The following is a 15651-nucleotide window of genomic DNA, read 5'->3' on the forward strand; positions in this document are numbered from 1 at the left end:
GGGGCGAGATGTGACCCCGGCAAGTCCCCCTAAGGTCGCCCTTTGCCCTTGTCCACGTCGAAAGGCAGGCGAGCGAAGTTTTGCCGAGCGCCCCTCCCCTCACGCCCTCCGTCCGCACCCCCGACAGCCCCGACAGCCCCGACAGCCCCGAGGCCACCGTCGTCGACCCGGCGCTCGTGAAGCGCGCCGTCAAGGCCGCCGCGCTGGGCAACGCCATGGAGTGGTTCGACTTCGGCGTCTACAGCTACATCGCGGTCACCCTGGGCAAGGTCTTCTTCCCTTCCGGGAATCCCACCGCCCAGCTCCTGTCGACGTTCGGCGCCTTCGCCGCGGCCTTCCTGGTCCGTCCGCTCGGCGGCCTGGTCTTCGGCCCGCTGGGCGACCGCGTCGGCCGTCAGAAGGTCCTCGCCGTCACCATGATCATGATGGCGGCCGGCACCTTCGCCATCGGCCTGATCCCGTCGTACGCCACGATCGGCGTCGGCGCCCCGCTACTGCTCCTGGCCGCCCGCCTGGTCCAGGGTTTCTCCACCGGCGGCGAGTACGCGGGCGCGTCCACCTTCATCGCCGAGTACGCGCCCGACAAGAAGCGCGGTTTCCTCGGCAGCTGGCTGGAGTTCGGCACGCTGGCCGGCTACATCGCCGGCGCGGGCCTGGTCACGCTGATGACGGCCCTGCTGTCCACCGAGGACCTGGTGTCCTGGGGGTGGCGGATCCCGTTCCTGATCGCGGGCCCGATGGGCGCCGTCGGCCTCTATCTGCGGCTGCGCCTGGAGGAGACCCCGGCGTTCGCGGCGGAGGTCGAGAAGGCCGAGTCGAGCCGCCCGAAGGTCCCGCTGCGGGAGATGGTCTCCGGTCAGTGGCGGACCCTGCTGCTCTGCGTGGGCCTGGTCCTGGTCTTCAACGTCACCGACTACATGCTGCTGTCGTACATGCCGAGCTATCTGACCAGTGAGCTCAAGTACGACGAGACGCACGGCCTGCTGGTCGTGCTCGCGGTGATGGCGCTGATGATGATCGTGCAGCCCTTCGCGGGCGCCCTGAGCGACCGGATCGGCCGCCGCCCGGTGATCGCCGCCGGTTGCGCGGGCTTCCTGTTCCTCTCGGTCCCGGCCCTGCTGCTGATCCGCCAGGGCAGCCTGCTCACGATCGCGCTCGGCATGGGTGCGCTGGGCCTGCTCCTGGTCTGCTTCACGGCGGCGATGCCCTCCGCCCTCCCGGCCCTTTTCCCCACCCGGGTGCGCTACGGCTCCCTGTCGGTCGGCTTCAACGTCTCGGTGTCCCTGTTCGGCGGCACGACCCCGCTGGTGGTGACCGCCCTGATCGGCGCGACCGGGAACATGATGATGCCCGCCTACTACATGATGGCCGCGGCCGTCGTCGGCGGTGTGGCGGTGTGGTTCATGACGGAGTCGGCGGGCCGGCCGCTGCCGGGTTCGGCACCGGCCGTCGAACGGAAAACCCTCTGACAGAGCCCAGGAGCGCGACTATATTCGTTAGCGCAACTAATTAGTAAGTGTGCTAGCCATACGAAAGGCATCGGTACATGAGCGAGTCGCAGCCCTGGGACGACGTCGACGACTACTTCACCACCCACCTCGCGCCGGAGGACGAAGCGCTCCGGGCGGCCTTGCGCCACAGCGAGGCCGCCGGCCTCCCGCCGATCGCCGTCACCGCGCTCCAGGGCAAGTTCCTCCAGCTCCTGGCCCAGATCCAGGGCGCCCGTACCATCCTGGAGATCGGCACCCTCGGCGGCTACAGCACGATCTGGCTGGCCCGCGCCCTGCCCGCCGACGGCCGCCTGGTCTCCCTGGAGTACAGCCCGGTCCACGCCGAGGTCGCGACCCGCAACCTCGCCCGCGCGGACCTCGACGACATCGTCGAGGTGCGGGTGGGGCCCGCCCTGGAGTCGCTGCCCCGGCTGGCCGCCGAGAACCCGCCCCCCTTCGACCTGGTCTTCATCGACGCCGACAAGGGCAACAACCCGCACTACGTGGAGTGGGCCCTCAAGCTCACCGGCGCGGGCAGCCTGATCGTCGTCGACAACGTCGTACGGGGCGGCCGGGTCGCCGACGCGGACGACCCGGCCCCCGACGTCCGGGGCACCCGCACGGCCCTCGAACTGATCGGACAACACCCGAGGCTGAGCGCCACGGCGATCCAGACGGTGGGCGGCAAGGGCTACGACGGCTTCGCGCTGGCACGGGTACTGCCGTAACCACTGCGGTGACCCGCACGAGTGATCCGCACCCGTGCCCCGCGCGCGTGCCGCCGTGCCCCCGGTGCCTCAGATCTCGTGATAGAAGCCGACGTTGACGCTGCGCGGGGCGGTGCGGTCGCGGATGACGATCTCGCCGTTGCCGCCCCGGGGCAGCGTCACGCTGCCTCCGTAGACCAGCGGCTGCGCGTACGCCCCGGCCACCAGCTGTACCTCGGACGAGGGATCGGGCTGCGACCCCTGGAGCCAGGTGACCTGCCAGACACCCTCGGGCCCGCACAGGAACTCCAGGTGCACCCGGGAGACGAACAGCCAGTCGTCGGGCGTCGCGAGCCGGCAGACGGTCTTGTCCCGGCCCACACGCAGCACGGTGCCCGGGTCACTGGGCGCGTCGGTCATCTGCATCCCGGCCGTGGCACCCTCCTCCGCCGCGGTGACGACGGCCATGGTGAGTTCGAGCACGTGCGCTCCTCCTGAAAGGTCCTTGCGCGGCAACCCCGTTGAACCACCGCCGCCGCATGATAAATCGCCCGGCGCGGCGCTGTCCGGTGCAAGGTACCCAAGAACGGCCTGCCACCCGGGTCCGGGCAGCAGGCCGTTCGTACGGTATCGGCGGCGCGTCAGCTGCGCAGCAGCCGTTCCGCCAGTTCGCGGTAGTCCCGCAGGACGAGCCGGAGTTGCTCGGTGTCGGAGGCGTCGACGGCCTTGTCCTGGCCGGCGTCGCCGGTCTGCCAGGAGCTGCGCAGCGTACGGCGGCGCTCCTTCACGGCGTCGGCGAGCCGGGTCGCGGCCTCCTCCAGCACGTGGTCGGCCTCCTCGACGGCGGACCGGGGCTCGTCCACGAACCCGGCGACCGCGTGATGGAGCCGCGTGCTGAGCTTGTCGCACTCGTCGTGCGGCAGCAGCCGGGACCCGTGGGTGGACTCCTTGGCGGACTCCTTGTGTACGCCGGTCCCGGCGCCGGTGGCGGATTCGGGGCCCGCGCCCCGGCCCAGCCCGCTCTCACGGCCGGGTGCGCCGCGAAGACCCCGCTCGGAGTCGTCGTCGGAGCCGCCCGCGAAGCCGGTGCCCCGGCCGCCGCCGAGGGCCGAGTCGCGGTCTCCGCCGCCACTGCGGACGCCGTCACCGCGCACGCCTTCGTCGGCCCGTGCACGATCGGTGCCGGTGCCCCGCAGGCCCTGGCCGTCCCGGCCGTCCCGGCCGGCCCGGCCGGACTGGGTGGTCCCGTCCGGCACCGGCTCCCCGCGCCCGTCCCGCGACGCGTCCGTCCGACGTCCGGTGGCCGGGTCCAGATCCGGCGCCTCGGTCTCGGTGGGGGCCACCAGGGGGCTGTGCGCGCCCGTCGGGTCGCTGCCCGTCCCCCTGCCGGTCCTGCCCTCGCCTCGGGTACCGTCGGCACCCGACTTACTCGTGGCATCCGTCATGTCACTCAACTCCCCTTCGCGTGACGCTTGTTGAACGCCCACGGCAGATGGCCCCGGCCGTCGCTGCCGCTGTCGCGCGGCTGACCCGCGTCCAGCTGGGACCTGTCGGTCGACGTACGGGACTCCTCACGGCTTCGCGGCGGACCGACGAGTTCGTCGAACAGGGACCGCGCCTCGACCATGGCCGCGCGCATGTCCTCCGTGTCCACCCGTCCGTCGCCGTCCCGCCCGGCGTTTGCGTGCGCGCCGGCCACCGAGTGCACGCGCCGGTAGCCGTGCACATGGTCCGCGTGGTGCACGGACAGCGCGGCGAACTGCTCCTCGTACTGCCCGCCGCCCGGGAAACCCCGGGCCTCGGCGAGTTCGGCGAGCAGCTGGTCTGCTTCGGCGACGGCCTCTCGGGGCGAGTCGACGAAGCGTTCCTGGGCGGCCGTCCAGCGAGCCTCGTACCGCTGGCGGTCGGCCGGGTCCAGGGGCTGCTCGCGCAGGGATCCGTGCCGCTCCACGCGTTCGGTGAGCTCGCGTTCGGCGGCTTTCTCGTCCCCGTTGTGCCGGGCCACGGTCCGGCCGTACTCGGGCCCGAAGCGGCGCTTCAGGCCCCGGCCGTGCTGCGGACCCCGGCCACGCAGGGTCAGGACGGCCGCCACGACTAGGACGGCCGCCACGATCACGATCAGAGCGATGATCAGGCCTGTTGACATAACTGCCGGGTTGCCGTGAACGCCTTCTCCAAACCGTCTCCGCACATGTGTACGTGACAACCACACCCTGACCTGGACCGCCAAGGCCAGCGATCACGGCTGCGGGCCCGGTGGGGGCTGGCCGCGCAGTTCCCCGCGCCCCTGGGAAGTTGCCACCACCGGCACCACGACGAGACCACCACTCACGGGGCGACTGCGGCCCGGTGGGGGCTGAGCGCGCAGTTCCCCGCGCCCCTAGGGAGTTGCCGCCACCGGCACCACGACGGGACCGGCGACCGCCACTCACAGGGCGGCTGCAGGCCGGTGGGGGCTGCGCGCGCAGTTCCCCGCGCCCCTGGGGAGTTGCAGTCACCGGCACCACGATGTGCCCGCAGCCGCCGACGGCGTGCAGGGGGCGGGGTGGGGGGTGTCCGCCCGCAGCGGCCGGCGTCCGGAACCGGGTACTGCTCAAGAGGCCGAGCCGCCGGACCGAGGACGGACACCCCCCACCCCGGCCCCGACCCACCCACGGACATTCAGGGGCGCGGGGAACTGCGCAAAAACGCCCGCCCCCACCGAACCCGCAGACAACCTCACTTCGCCGCCTCCCCACCCTGCGGCCGCTCCCGATCCGAGCCGCACAACTCGTCGTTGAGCTCCTTCACCAACCGGACCAGATCCGTGGGCCGGTCGGGACCCCACCAGTCCCCCAGCAACTCCGCCAGCGACGCCTCCCGCGCCTCGGCGAGCCGCTCCGCGACCTCCCCGCCCCGCGAGGTGAGCAGCAGTTCCGGCCCCCGTCGCTCGGCCAGCCCCCGCTCCTCCACCTGCCGGGCCGCCTTGATGATCACGCTCAGGGGCACAGGGGTGCGCCCGGCGAGCAGCGCCGGCTCCACCCACCCGTACCGCCGCATCCGCAGCACCAGCCAGCTCGACGCGGGCAGCAGGTCGTAGCCGGCCCGCAGGGTGATCTTCCGGTAGACCTCCCGCCGCCCCTCGCGTGTCCCCAGCAGGGACAGCGCCCGGGACACCTCGTCGTACGACGACCGCTCCACGGGGTTGCTGGCCAGTGTCTCGGTGACGTCGGGCGCCGTGACGGACCCGCGCAGCCGGTCCTCCTTGAGGAACCAGGCGAGCACGAACCCGAGGAGCGCGACGGGGGCGGCGTACAGGAAGACGTCGGTGATCGACGAGGCGTAGGCGTGCAGCGCCGCGGGACGTGCCGCGGCCGGCAGCTCCGCGAGCCCCCGGGAATCGGACTCCAGCCCCGAGACCGAGACGCCGGGCGGCAGTTGGACCCCGTCGAGGGCGTCGGCCAGCTTGTCCCCGAGCCGGTTGGCGAAGACGGTCCCGAAGATCGCGACGCCGAACGACGCCCCGATGGACCGGAAGAAGGTCGCGCCGGACGTGGCGACGCCGAGATCCTCGTACGAGACGGCGTTCTGCACGATCAGCACGAGCACCTGCATGACCAGTCCCAGCCCGAGCCCGAACACACAGAAGTACGCGCTCATCACCCAGGTCGAACTGTTCTCGTCGAGTTGGTGCAGAAGCAGCAGCCCCACCGCGGTGACCGCGGTCCCCACCACCGGGAACACCTTCCAGCGCCCGGTCCGGCTGACGATCTGTCCGGACACGGTCGAGGACAGCAGCAGCCCGAACACCATGGGCAGCATGTGCACACCGGACATGGTCGGCGAGACGCCGTGCACCACCTGGAGGAAGGTCGGCAGATAGGTCATCGCCCCGAACATCGCGAACCCGACGATGAAGCTGATGACGGCGGACAGCACGAAGGTCCGGATCCGGAACAGCTTCAACGGCAGCACCGGCTCGGCGGCCCGCCGCTCGACGCCCACGAACGCGACCGCCAACAGCACGCCCAGCACCGCGAGTCCGACGATCTGCGGCGAGGACCACCCCCAGGTGGTGCCGCCCAGCGAGGCCACCAGCACCAGACACGTGGCGACGGCGGCGATGAGGAAGGTCCCGAGGTAGTCGATGACATGCTTCGTGGACTTGCGCGGAATCCGCAGCACGACGGCGATCACGGCGAGGGCGACCGCACCGACCGGCAGGTTGACGTAGAAGACCCACCGCCAGCTCAGATGCTCGGTGAACAGCCCGCCGAGCAACGGCCCGAGCACGCTGGTCGCGCCGAAGACCGCCCCGAACAGCCCCTGGTAGCGCCCGCGTTCACGCGGCGGGACGAGGTCGCCGACGATCGCCATGGACAGCACCATCAGCCCGCCGCCGCCCAGCCCCTGCAGGGCCCGGAAGGCGATCAGCTGGGTCATGTCCTGGGACATGCCGCACAGCGCCGACCCGATCAGGAAGATCACGATCGCGGTCTGGAACAGCCGCTTGCGCCCGTACTGGTCCCCGAGCTTGCCCCACAACGGGGTCGCCGCCGTGGAGGCCAGCAGATACGCCGTCACCACCCAGGACAGGTGCTCCATCCCGCCGAGATCGCTGACGATCGTGGGCAGTGCGGTGGACACGATCGTCTGGTCCAGCGCGGCGAGCAGCATCCCGAGCAGCAGGGCACCGATCGAGACGAGGACGTTGCCGGACACGTGCTCCTCGCGCGTGTCCGGCACATCCCCTGCCACATCGTGTGTATCCGCGGCCATGCAGACCTCCCGGGGCTCTCGTCACATCGTCTCCATCCTGGTCGGTGTAACCGCTTATGGCGCGTTGAGTCCTGTTGGAAGCCGGTATTCCGGGGGCTTCCGACACGTGACTGTGGAGGGGCTCTGCATAATCGCAGGGGTTTGTGAGGGGAGGGACGACACATGGCGGAGTCGAACAGTCATCTGTGCCCGGAGTGCGGGGCGCCCAGAGCGATGGACAACACCCCGTCCTGCGGGTGCACACAGCGCGCCTCGGACGCGCTGCGCGACGCACGTACGGCGGATGCGGCCGCGGCGGAGGACTTCGATCCGCTGCGCATACGGCCGTACGTGGAACTGGACGACGAGACGGCCCCCCTGCCGAGGGTTCCCGAGCCCTCCGCGTCCGCGGGCCCCGCCCCCGACGCCACGATGCCGCTGCGCGCCGTGACCCCGGCGGCTCCCGCGTCCGATGCGACCTCGATTCTCCCCACCCCCCTTGCGCCCCCGCCGACGACCGCGAGCGCCACCGATCTGCGCCTGTTCGAGACCGGCGGACGCCGGTCCGCCCCCGCCCCGGACGGCGAGTGGCAACCGCGGCGCGTTCGCCGCAGTACGGTCCTCCTCGCCACGGCCGGAGCGGTCGTGGCGGTGGTCGCGGCGGCCGGCTTCGCGAGCGGGCTGTTCGCGTACGAGTCGCCGGTGCGGGACGAGGCGGCGCCGCAGGACGTACGGCCGGCGGTGCCGGACTCGACGACGACAGCGGCGTCGGCCTCGCCGTCCACGGCCGCGGCATCCGTACGACCGTCCTCCGCGCGCCCGTCCCGCACGGCGAGCGCGAGCCCGTCGGCCTCCGCGTCCCCGTCGAGGTCCGGCGCCTCCCCGACACCGTCCCTGTCGACCGCGCCGACGGTCACGCCGACCGCCTCCACCGCGACGGACGACGCGGCGAACGGCTCGGACGCGGCCCGCGAGGCGGCTCCGCCGGTGCTGCGCCGGGGGTCCGAGGGCCCGGAGGTCGTCGAGCTCGAACTGCGGCTCACCCAGGCGGGCCTGTACTCGCGGAAGGCGAGCGGGCACTACAACGAGGGCGTCGAGGACGCGGTGAGCCGGTACCAGTCGACTCGGGGCATGCAGGTGCCGGAGTTCGGGGTGTACGACCTGGCCACGCGGCAACGCCTGGAGTCGGAGACCAGGGAGCCGTAGGCCACCACGGGGTCGCGGGCAGACCACACCCCGGGAGACCCACCTGCCGGAGACCCGGATCACGCGGCCACCCGGGAAGCCCACCCAGCGGACACCGGATCACGCCACCGCCGAGATCCACCCGACGGAACCCGGCCGCGCCGCGCCCTAAAAGCTCACCGGCTGGAGAGGCGGATCACTCCGCCACCCGAGTAGCCCACCCGACGGGAATCCGGATCCCACCACCGCCCAGGGCCCCCCCCCCCCCCCGAGAGCCCGGCCGTGCCGTGCCATGGAACTTCACCCGACGACGAACCGGATCACCCCGCCGCCGCCCAGGAAGCCCACCCGACGAAGAACCGGATCACCCCGCCATCCAGCCCGATCTATCCGACGAAAAGCCGGATCGTGCCGTCCGCTGCCGCTTCCACCCGCACCCGTGTCAGATCCTGCGCCACGACGTCCGGGCCGTGGAGGCCGGCCCGTGGACCGATGCCCACCACGCGCATCCCGGCCGCCTTGCCCGCGGCGATCCCGGCCCCGGAGTCCTCGAAGACGATGCAGTCGGCGGGTGCGACACCGAGTTCCGCGGCGCCCTTGAGGAAGCCCTCGGGGTCGGGCTTGCTCGCGCCGACGGACTCGGCCGTGATCCGGATCTCCGGAAGCCCCAGTCCCGCCGCCGCCATGCGGGCCGTGGACAGCGCGACGTCGGCGGAGGTCACCAGGGCGTGCGGCAGCCCCCGCAGGGAGGCCAGGAACCCGGACGCGCCGGGAATCGCCACGACACCGTCCGTGTCGGCGGTCTCCTCCGCGAGCATGAGCGCGTTGTCGGCGAGGTTCCGCTCCACGGGCCGGTCGGGCAGCAGGATCGCCATCGACGCGTGGCCCTGTCGGCCGTGGGCGACCTTCATGACCTCGTCGCCGTCGAGTCCGTGCCGTTCGGCCCAGCGGCGCCAGATGCGTTCGACCACGGCGTCGGAGTTGACGAGGGTGCCGTCCATGTCGAGCAGGAGGGCGCGGGCGGTGAGCACGGTGGGGGCGGCGGTGGCCGTCATCGGCAGCTCCAGGACGCGAGGTGAGGGGCGGGCTCCGGGGGGTCGCCCCCGCACGCCCCCGGAGGGACAAGGCGGCCCCGCCCGCCGGTCAGGGAAAACGGGCGGGAGCCACTTTGTTCACCCACGGTACAAAACGAGAGGCGGTTCCCGCCACCGTCTCCCGGAACAGTTCACACACCGTTCAGCTCAGCCGGTCACGGCCTCCCACAGGCTCCACAGGCCGAGAGCCAGCATCAGCAGGGCCGCGATCCTGGTGATCAGCTTCAGCGGCACCCGCCTCATCAGGGCCTTTCCACCGACGATGCCGAGACCGGCCACCGCCCACAGCGCGAGCACCGCGCCGAGGCCGACGGAGAGCGGATCGTCGTAACGGGCCGCGAGGTTCGCCGTCATGATCTGGGTCAGGTCCCCGAACTCGGCGACGAGGATGAGCATGAACCCGGTCCCGGCGACCTTCCAGAAGGACTGGTCCTGCGGCTTGCGGATCTCCTCGTCGCCCTCATCCTTCTTCAGCAGCAGGACGGCCGCGCCGCCGAGGAAGAGCACGCCCGTCAGCGCCTGCACGACCTGCTGCGGCAGCAGGGTCAGCACGCTGCCGGCCGCGACGGCGAGCGCGACATGGAGTGCGAACGCGGCGGCCACACCGGCGAAGACGTAGGAGGCGCGGTAGCGGGTGCCGAGGACGAGGCCGGCGAGCGCGGTCTTGTCGGGCAGTTCGGCGAGGAAGACGACGCCGAAGACGACGGCCGTCACGGTGAAGCTGATCAAGGGTCCTCAATCGGTCGGGGCCGCCCCACCGAGAGTGTTCCTGAAACACGACGCCTCGGCACGGCAGCACACAGTCAGTGCACTACTGGCCGAAGGTCTCGCTGGCCGGTCCCTGAAGACCTGCCTCCGGGCGCCGGCTCAGACGAGCTGAGCAGTATGTCGACGGTCCGGCGAAGAGCTACTCCCCTTCAACGCCGTCCATCGTACGTGATCGTTTCGCCGTAAACCTTGTCGTGTCATGTACGCGTCACTAGCTTCTTACCGAACGCACACCTCCCCGCAACACGGAGCCGCGAGCATTCGAGCGCTCACGCTCCAACACCCCCGTCCCCCTAGGGAGTTCGCATGCCGAAGTTCTACGCGCGTCGACGGCTGAGCATACTCGGGGCTCTGACCGCCCTCATAGCCTCCGTCGGACTTTTCAACGGCCCGACCGCCTCCGCCGCCCTCCCCACCCCGGTCAGCGCCGCCACCGCCCGCACCTACCTCGCCGCGCTCACCGTGAAGGCCGAGAACCGCACCGGCTACGACCGCGACCTGTTCCCGACGTGGATCACCATCAGCGGCACCTGCAACACCCGTGAGTACATCCTCAAGCGGGACGGTACGAACGTCGTCACCAACTCCGCCTGCACCGCCACCAGCGGCAGCTGGTACTCCCCGTACGACGGCGCCACCTGGACCGCCGCCTCCGACCTCGACATCGACCACCTGGTCCCGCTCGCCGAGGCCTGGGACTCGGGGGCCAGCGCCTGGACCACCGCACAGCGCCAGGGCCTCGCCAACGACGTCACCCGCCCGCAGCTGATCGCCGTCACGGACAACGTGAACCAGTCCAAGAGCGACCAGGACCCGGCCGAGTGGATGCCGTCGGTCACCTCGTACCGCTGCACCTACGTCCGCGCCTGGGTCCAGGTGAAGTACTACTACGACCTCTCGGTCGACTCGGCGGAGAAGACCGCGCTGACGAACTACCTCGCCGGCTGCTGACGATTCCGCAACGGAACCTCCCCGCAGGCCTCCGTCGTTCCGTACCGTACGGGGCGACGGAGGAGGATCACGTGGCCGATCTGCGACTGGGCCCACTGCTGAGGTACGTCGACGGCTCGTCCGCGACCGTCTGGGTCGAGACGAGCCGTCCGTGCGCCGCCGAGGTGCGCTGTTCGGACGGCACCGGTGGCGAGACCCGCACCTTCCAGATCGCGGGCCACCACTACGCCCTCGTCCCGGTCGACGGCCTCACCCCGGGCACCGAGCGGTCCTACGAGGTGTTCCTGGACGGCACCCGCGTGTGGCCGCTGCCCGACACCGCCCTCTCGGCGTTTCCGCCGTCCGTCATCCGCACGCCCGAGGCCGACGGCACCGTCCGCGTCGCCTTCGGCTCCTGCCGCTGGGCCGCGCCCCCGGAGGGCGAGAAGGACCCCGTCGGCCCGGACGCCCTGGACACCCTCGCGGCCCGCATCGCCGCCGGGCCGGACGGCGAACGGCCGGACGTGCTCCTGCTGTTGGGCGACCAGGTCTACGCCGACGAGACCTCCCCCGCCACCCGCAACTGGCTGGCCGCGCGCCGCGATCCCCGCGACCCGCCGGGCGACCAGGTGGCGGACTACGAGGAGTACACCCACCTCTACTACGAGTCCTGGCTCGACCCCGAGGTGCGCTGGCTGCTGTCCACCGTGCCCAGTTGCATGATCTTCGACGACCACGACGTCATCGACGACTGGAACACCTCCGCGTCCTGGGTCGAGGACATGCGCGAAGTCCCGTGGTGGCAGGAGCGGTTGCTGAGCGGCCTGATGTCGTACTGGGTGTACCAGCACCTCGGCAACCTCGCCCCGGCCGAGCTGGCCGCCGACCCGCTCTACGCCGCCGTACGCGAATCCCCGGACGGCACCGACGAGTTGCGCGCCTTCGCCGGCCGGGCCGAGGCCGACGCCGCCTCCGTGCGCTGGAGTTACCGGCGCGACTTCGGCCGGGTGCGGCTGCTCATGGTCGACTCCCGCGCGGCCCGCGTCCTCGACGAGGAGAACCGCTCGATGCTCGACGCCGGCGAGGCCGAGTGGCTGCGCGGACAGGCGCTGGAGGAGCGCGACTCCTACGACCACCTCCTGATCGGCACCTCGTTGCCCTGGCTGCTGCCGCACCTGGTGCACGACGCCGAGGCGTGGGACGCGGCGCTGTGCCGGGGCGATCGCGGGGCGCGCTGGGCCCGGTTCGGCGAGGATCTGCGGCGCAAGGCGGACCTGGAGCACTGGGCGGCGTTCCCGGCGTCCTTCACGGCGCTGGCGGACCTGATCGCCGAGGTGGGGTCGGGGCCCGAGGCTCCGGCGACGGTGCTCGTGCTGTCGGGGGACGTGCACCACGCGTACGTCGCCGAGCCCACGTGGTACACCGGCGGACCGGACGCCCTGGTCCTCCAGCTCACCTGCTCCCCCGTCCACAACTCCGTCCCCCGCTACATCCGGTTCGGCTTCCGCTTCGGCTGGAGTGCCACGGCACGGGCGCTCGGGCGGCGACTCGCCCGGCACGGAGGCTGCGAGCGGCCGCCGGTCTCCTGGCGGCACACGGGCGGTCCCTGGTTCGGCAACCAGCTCATGACGCTGACGCTGCGCGGGCGTTCGGCGAAGCTGCGGCTGGAGCAGGCGCGGGCGGGAAAGGGGGACGCGGACCAGGGGCGGGCGCGACTGCGGACGGTCTCGGAGTCCCAACTCACCCGGTGAAGCACCTCTCCCACGGAGTTCCACCAAGTTGCAACGCCGCCTGACGTACCGTCAGAAATCCATCCAGGCAAGCTGGTTGACGTTCGAACCGCCCATGAGGAGCGCGCACCGCGGGCGGTCGGCCATGTGTGCATTCGGTCACGCTTTCGGACGCACTTTCGGAAGCGCGTCACGGCGGCGAAAGCCGTTCCACGTGCGACTACGAGGGAAACGGCAGGGACAGATGAGGCAAACCGATGGCCAAATGTTGAACTTGCAAGCACGAATCGGGGGCACCTACCGTTGATGACTCACTCGGTTCCATCCCCCTGGGGCGACCCCCCTGTGGGACCGACCCGACCGAAGGAGTCCCCCACAATGACCGGACGCCTCAACAGCGCCCAGCCATACGCCCTCGGCCTCTACCGCATCGTCGTCGGCCTGCTCTTCCTCTGTCACGGAGCCGCCGCCCTCTTCGGCGTCCTCGGCGGAGCCGCCGGCACCGACGGCGGCACCGTCGCGGCCGGCACCTGGCCCGGCTGGTACGCGGCCGTGATCCAACTCGTCGGCGGCGGCCTCGTACTGCTCGGCCTGGGCACGCGCGTCGCCGCGTTCATCGCCGCGGGATCCATGGCGTACGCGTACTTCCACGTGCACCAGCCGATAGCCCTGTGGCCCATGGAGAACGGCGGCGAGGCCGCCGCGATGTTCTGCTGGGCGCTGGTCCTGCTGGTCTTCACCGGGTCCGGCGCGTTCGGCCTGGACCGGCTGTTCACGAAGCGCCCGGCCCGGGAACGGAGGCCGGCCGCGGAGCCGGTGACGGTCTGAGCCGACGCCGCACGGTGTCAACGGTGTCCTTCCCGCGGTCCTGGAGTCCGCGGGGAGGACACCGGCGCGTGCGGACGACGTCGTCCTGCGACGCGGCACCCGGGTGAACATGTCGCGCCCATCCCATGAGCCCCCCGTGAATCTCCGGTCACACCCCGGGCGTACGCTGTATGGCTGTCCACGGGGGAATCACGGGGAGTCGCGGTGCTGGAAAATCTGGGGTCACTGACCGGCAGTCCATGGATCTACGCCATGGTCGCGCTGTCGGTGCTCCTCGACGTGTTCGTGCCGCTGCTGCCGAGCGGTGTGCTGGTCATCACGGCCGCGACGGCGGCGGCCGCGGGCAGCGCGGCGACCGGCCGGGTCCCCGACGTCATGTCGCTCATCCTCTGCGCGACGACGGCCTCCGTACTGGGTGACCTGGCGGCCTACCGGCTCGCCTGGCGGGGCGGCGAGCGCCTGGACCGCGCGATCGCCCGCTCGCGTCGCCTCACCACCGCGCAGGAACGTCTCGGCGCCGCGCTGACGACGGGCGGCGGCGCCCTGGTCGTCCTCGCCCGCTTCGCCCCCGCAGGCCGCTCGGTGGTCTCCCTGCTGGCCGGCACGGCCCATCGCCGGGCCCGTGACTTCCTCCCCTGGTCCGCCCTCGCCGGCCTCTCCTGGGCCGCGTACAGCGTGGCCCTCGGGTACTTCGGCGCGCACTGGCTGGGGGCGACCTGGCTGGCGACGGGTGTGTCGGTGGCGGCGCTGTCCGGGGCGGGGGCGGGCGCGGCGTTCGTGATGCGGCGACAGCCGGTGGCCGCGGAAGCGCGGTAGCACGGGAGCCGGGGGTCACCCACCCGGTCCGGCTCACCCCGCCTCGCGCCGGACCGTCCCTCGTACCTCCAGCCCGGCCAGCAACTCCGCTGTCGCCTCCGCGATCACGTCCACGGCCCGTTCGAACACCTCCTGGTTGTGCGCGGCCGGTGCCCGGAAGCCCGACACCTTTCGCACGTACTGAAGCGCGGCGGCCCGAATCTCGTCCTCCGTCGCCTCCTCGGGCAATACAGGCGGACGAAGCGTCTTGATACTGCGGCACATACCGACAGTCTCCCTCCGCCGACGGATTACCGCCCCCGCCTCCGGCGAATCGACGCCTTCTCCCCGCCCGTCGCCGGATGCCATGATCCTCAACGAGGCGGCCACCGACCCCGGGGCCGACCGACGAGAGGAACACCCCGACATGGCGCACGACGTCGCGTACGACCCCTCGCACCGGGAACCGACCGTGGCCGTCCTTGGCCCCGGCGGCACCGGCGGCCTCCTCGCCGCCCTCCTGGCCCGCGCCGGACACCGCGTGGTCTGCCTGGCCGGCGACGACACGGCAGACCTCCTGCGCACGACCGGCATCCAGGTCCGCAGCCGTACGTTCGGCGACTTCACGGCCCGCGTGGAGGCCGACACCGAACTGCGCGAACCGGTCGACGCCTGCGTGATCGCCGTCAAGCACACCTCCCTCGCCGACGCCCTCGACCGCGTCCCGCCCGCCGTCCTAGGCGACGGGCTGGTCGTCCCCCTCCTGAACGGCGTCGAACACCCGGCGGCCCTCCGTACCCGCTACCGCCAGGACCGGGTCGCCCCCGCGGTGATCCGGGTCGAGTCGACGAGGGTCGCGCCGGGCGTCATCGAGCACGGCAGCCCCTTCGCCGAGGTCGATCTGACCGGCGACGGCGTCCCCCGCGAACGTCTCGACGCGCTCGCCGCCGCCCTCACCGCGGCCGGCCCCGCCACCCGGGTCCTGGACGACGAGTCGGCCGCCCTGTGGGCCAAGATGTCCTTCCTCGCGCCCTTCGCCCTCCTGACCACGCTGCACGCCCTTCCCCTCGGTGACGTACGCACCCGCCATCGCGAGGAACTGACCGCCCTGGTCGAGGAAACGGCGGCGGTCAGCGCGGCCTGCGGAGGCCCTTCCGACCCCGCTCAGGCCCTCGCCCGCTACGACGCCTTCCCGCCCGGGACCAAGTCGTCGATGCAGCGCGACGCGGAGGCGGGCCGCCCGCTCGAACTGGACGCGATCGGCGGGGCGTTGCTGCGCGCGGCGGAACGGCACGGGGTGAAGGTCCCTGTCGCGGCCCGGGTGGTACGGGAGTTGACGGACACCGCCCGCTGAGGTCCCGCCCCGGCCGTCGCCGACCAGCGGCGG

General features: G+C 71.9%; 15 protein-coding genes. 8 read left to right on the top strand and 7 right to left on the bottom strand.

Annotated features, from left to right (window positions below):
- Window positions 1-80: 80 nt before the first annotated feature.
- Both proP and ACZ48Z_RS08155 read left to right on the top strand, forming a co-directional pair.
- Complete coding sequence (proP, locus tag ACZ48Z_RS08150; protein WP_468734977.1) at window positions 81-1469, top strand: glycine betaine/L-proline transporter ProP; 1389 nt, start codon at window positions 81-83, stop codon at window positions 1467-1469.
- 77 nt (window positions 1470-1546) lie between these two features.
- Window positions 1547-2218 carry an O-methyltransferase gene (locus tag ACZ48Z_RS08155; RefSeq protein ID WP_468734978.1) on the top strand — a complete coding sequence of 224 codons (672 nt, stop codon included), beginning with the start codon at window positions 1547-1549 and terminating at the stop codon, window positions 2216-2218.
- A gap of 69 nt (window positions 2219-2287) precedes the next feature.
- On the opposite strand, the gene ACZ48Z_RS08160 is transcribed toward ACZ48Z_RS08155, so the two are convergent.
- The 4 genes from ACZ48Z_RS08160 to ACZ48Z_RS08175 form a co-directional block, all read right to left on the bottom strand.
- Window positions 2288-2680, bottom strand: a complete 393-nt coding sequence (locus tag ACZ48Z_RS08160) for a hypothetical protein (protein WP_328746916.1) — start codon at window positions 2678-2680, stop codon at window positions 2288-2290.
- A 158-nt stretch (window positions 2681-2838) separates the two neighbouring features.
- Window positions 2839-3642, bottom strand: a complete 804-nt coding sequence (locus ACZ48Z_RS08165; protein ID WP_468734979.1) for a hypothetical protein — start codon at window positions 3640-3642, stop codon at window positions 2839-2841.
- Between the two features lie 5 nt (window positions 3643-3647).
- Entirely contained in the window at window positions 3648-4343 is a 696-nt protein-coding gene (locus ACZ48Z_RS08170; protein ID WP_468734980.1) for a hypothetical protein, read from the bottom strand.
- A gap of 572 nt (window positions 4344-4915) precedes the next feature.
- Entirely contained in the window at window positions 4916-6955 is a 2040-nt protein-coding gene (locus ACZ48Z_RS08175) for an MDR family MFS transporter (protein WP_468734981.1), read from the bottom strand.
- Between the two features lie 162 nt (window positions 6956-7117).
- On the opposite strand from ACZ48Z_RS08175, the gene ACZ48Z_RS08180 reads away from it, so the two are divergent.
- Window positions 7118-8140: a peptidoglycan-binding domain-containing protein gene (locus tag ACZ48Z_RS08180; RefSeq protein ID WP_468734982.1), complete on the top strand. Its 1023-nt coding sequence runs from the start codon at window positions 7118-7120 to the stop codon at window positions 8138-8140.
- 365 nt (window positions 8141-8505) lie between these two features.
- Here the strand turns inward: ACZ48Z_RS08180 and ACZ48Z_RS08185 are convergent, their stop codons facing one another.
- Together ACZ48Z_RS08185 and ACZ48Z_RS08190 are read right to left on the bottom strand one after the other, a co-directional pair.
- Window positions 8506-9174: an HAD-IA family hydrolase gene (locus tag ACZ48Z_RS08185; RefSeq protein ID WP_468734983.1), complete on the bottom strand. Its 669-nt coding sequence runs from the start codon at window positions 9172-9174 to the stop codon at window positions 8506-8508.
- A gap of 186 nt (window positions 9175-9360) precedes the next feature.
- The gene (locus tag ACZ48Z_RS08190; protein WP_468734984.1) at window positions 9361-9942 is read right to left on the bottom strand and encodes a TMEM165/GDT1 family protein; all 582 of its coding nucleotides are present in this window, start codon (window positions 9940-9942) and stop codon (window positions 9361-9363) included.
- Window positions 9943-10287: 345 nt separating this feature from the next.
- Here ACZ48Z_RS08190 and ACZ48Z_RS08195 point away from each other — a divergent pair, with 345 nt between their 5' ends.
- The 4 genes from ACZ48Z_RS08195 to ACZ48Z_RS08210 all read left to right on the top strand — a co-directional run bounded on the left by ACZ48Z_RS08195 (window position 10288) and on the right by ACZ48Z_RS08210 (window position 14285).
- Window positions 10288-10932: an HNH endonuclease family protein gene (locus ACZ48Z_RS08195; RefSeq protein WP_468734985.1), complete on the top strand. Its 645-nt coding sequence runs from the start codon at window positions 10288-10290 to the stop codon at window positions 10930-10932.
- Between the two features lie 71 nt (window positions 10933-11003).
- Window positions 11004-12662 carry an alkaline phosphatase D family protein gene (locus ACZ48Z_RS08200; RefSeq protein ID WP_468734986.1) on the top strand — a complete coding sequence of 553 codons (1659 nt, stop codon included), beginning with the start codon at window positions 11004-11006 and terminating at the stop codon, window positions 12660-12662.
- Window positions 12663-13019: 357 nt separating this feature from the next.
- Window positions 13020-13469 carry a DoxX family protein gene (locus ACZ48Z_RS08205; RefSeq protein ID WP_468734987.1) on the top strand — a complete coding sequence of 150 codons (450 nt, stop codon included), beginning with the start codon at window positions 13020-13022 and terminating at the stop codon, window positions 13467-13469.
- A 252-nt stretch (window positions 13470-13721) separates the two neighbouring features.
- A complete protein-coding gene (locus tag ACZ48Z_RS08210) occupies window positions 13722-14285 on the top strand; it encodes a DedA family protein (protein ID WP_468735233.1) in 564 nt (187 codons plus the stop codon).
- Between the two features lie 33 nt (window positions 14286-14318).
- Here the strand turns inward: ACZ48Z_RS08210 and ACZ48Z_RS08215 are convergent, their stop codons facing one another.
- Window positions 14319-14549, bottom strand: a complete 231-nt coding sequence (locus ACZ48Z_RS08215) for a DUF2277 domain-containing protein (protein WP_468734988.1) — start codon at window positions 14547-14549, stop codon at window positions 14319-14321.
- A 142-nt stretch (window positions 14550-14691) separates the two neighbouring features.
- Here ACZ48Z_RS08215 and ACZ48Z_RS08220 point away from each other — a divergent pair, with 142 nt between their 5' ends.
- On the top strand, window positions 14692-15618 hold the full coding sequence (locus ACZ48Z_RS08220; RefSeq protein WP_468734989.1) for a ketopantoate reductase family protein: 927 nt from the start codon (window positions 14692-14694) through the stop codon (window positions 15616-15618).
- Window positions 15619-15651: the final 33 nt, after the last annotated feature.

The sequence above is a fragment of the Streptomyces sp. NPDC031225 genome (genome assembly GCF_055570355.1).

Excerpts from the sequence above, each read along its gene's own strand:
- ACZ48Z_RS08155 (WP_468734978.1), top strand. The coding sequence starts at position 1,547 with ATGAGCGAGTCGCAGCCCTGGGACGACGTCGACGACTACTTCACCACC.
- ACZ48Z_RS08165 (WP_468734979.1), bottom strand. The coding sequence starts at position 3,642 with ATGACGGATGCCACGAGTAAGTCGGGTGCCGACGGTACCCGAGGCGAG.
- ACZ48Z_RS08170 (WP_468734980.1), bottom strand. The coding sequence starts at position 4,343 with ATGTCAACAGGCCTGATCATCGCTCTGATCGTGATCGTGGCGGCCGTC.
- ACZ48Z_RS08175 (WP_468734981.1), bottom strand. The coding sequence starts at position 6,955 with ATGGCCGCGGATACACACGATGTGGCAGGGGATGTGCCGGACACGCGC.
- ACZ48Z_RS08180 (WP_468734982.1), top strand. The coding sequence starts at position 7,118 with ATGGCGGAGTCGAACAGTCATCTGTGCCCGGAGTGCGGGGCGCCCAGA.
- ACZ48Z_RS08185 (WP_468734983.1), bottom strand. The coding sequence starts at position 9,174 with ATGACGGCCACCGCCGCCCCCACCGTGCTCACCGCCCGCGCCCTCCTG.
- ACZ48Z_RS08195 (WP_468734985.1), top strand. The coding sequence starts at position 10,288 with ATGCCGAAGTTCTACGCGCGTCGACGGCTGAGCATACTCGGGGCTCTG.
- ACZ48Z_RS08205 (WP_468734987.1), top strand. The coding sequence starts at position 13,020 with ATGACCGGACGCCTCAACAGCGCCCAGCCATACGCCCTCGGCCTCTAC.
- ACZ48Z_RS08210 (WP_468735233.1), top strand. The coding sequence starts at position 13,722 with ATGGTCGCGCTGTCGGTGCTCCTCGACGTGTTCGTGCCGCTGCTGCCG.
- ACZ48Z_RS08215 (WP_468734988.1), bottom strand. The coding sequence starts at position 14,549 with ATGTGCCGCAGTATCAAGACGCTTCGTCCGCCTGTATTGCCCGAGGAG.
- ACZ48Z_RS08220 (WP_468734989.1), top strand. The coding sequence starts at position 14,692 with ATGGCGCACGACGTCGCGTACGACCCCTCGCACCGGGAACCGACCGTG.